At 53.3% G+C, this 733-nt stretch carries 1 protein-coding gene; it reads left to right on the forward strand.

The window, feature by feature from the left end; all coding sequences use genetic code 11:
• Positions 1 to 11 precede the first annotated feature (11 nt).
• Positions 12 to 733, forward strand: a 722-nt coding sequence (locus tag M6F29_RS00900; protein ID WP_298156632.1) for a cytochrome b, incomplete at its 3' end; no start/stop codon positions are given.

The raw sequence follows: 733 nt of genomic DNA on the forward strand, positions 1-733 counted from the left end.
AGAGGTTGATCATGGTTTCTCAAGTGATGGGCTGGATAGATGAACGTTTTCCGCTGACAAAAGTCTGGCGGGAACATCTGGCAGAGTACTACGCCCCGAAGAACTTCAACTTCTGGTACTACTTCGGTTCTCTGGCCCTTCTCGTGCTGGTCATGCAGATCATCACCGGTATTTTTCTGACCATGAATTACAAACCGGACGCGCGCTTCGCCTTCGCCTCGGTGGAATACATCATGCGCGATGTGGACTTTGGCTGGTTGATCCGTTACATGCATTCCACGGGGGCCTCCATGTTTTTTGTGGTGGTCTACCTGCACATGATGCGCGGAATTCTCTACGGCTCCTACCGCAAGCCGCGCGAGCTTCTCTGGATCCTCGGGATGGCGATTTATCTGTGTCTGATGGGAGAGGCCTTTTTTGGCTACCTTCTGCCCTGGGGACAGATGTCCTACTGGGGCGCCCAGGTGATCGTTTCCCTGGTGGACGCCATCAGTCCGGAAGTGGCCTTGTGGATTCGGGGCGACTATGTGATTTCGGATGCTACCCTGAACCGGTTTTTTGCTTTTCACGTCATCGCCTTGCCTCTGATACTGCTGGTGCTGGTCTTTCTGCACATCATCGCGCTGCATCAGGTGGGTTCAAATAATCCGGATGGCATTGAAATCAAGGACCATAAGGACCCCGTGAGCCATATTCCCCTGGATGGGATTCCCTTCCACCCCTATTACACGGT

The sequence above is a fragment of the Ferrovum sp. genome, from assembly GCF_027317285.1.
GTDB lineage: Bacteria > Pseudomonadota > Gammaproteobacteria > Burkholderiales > Ferrovaceae > Ferrovum.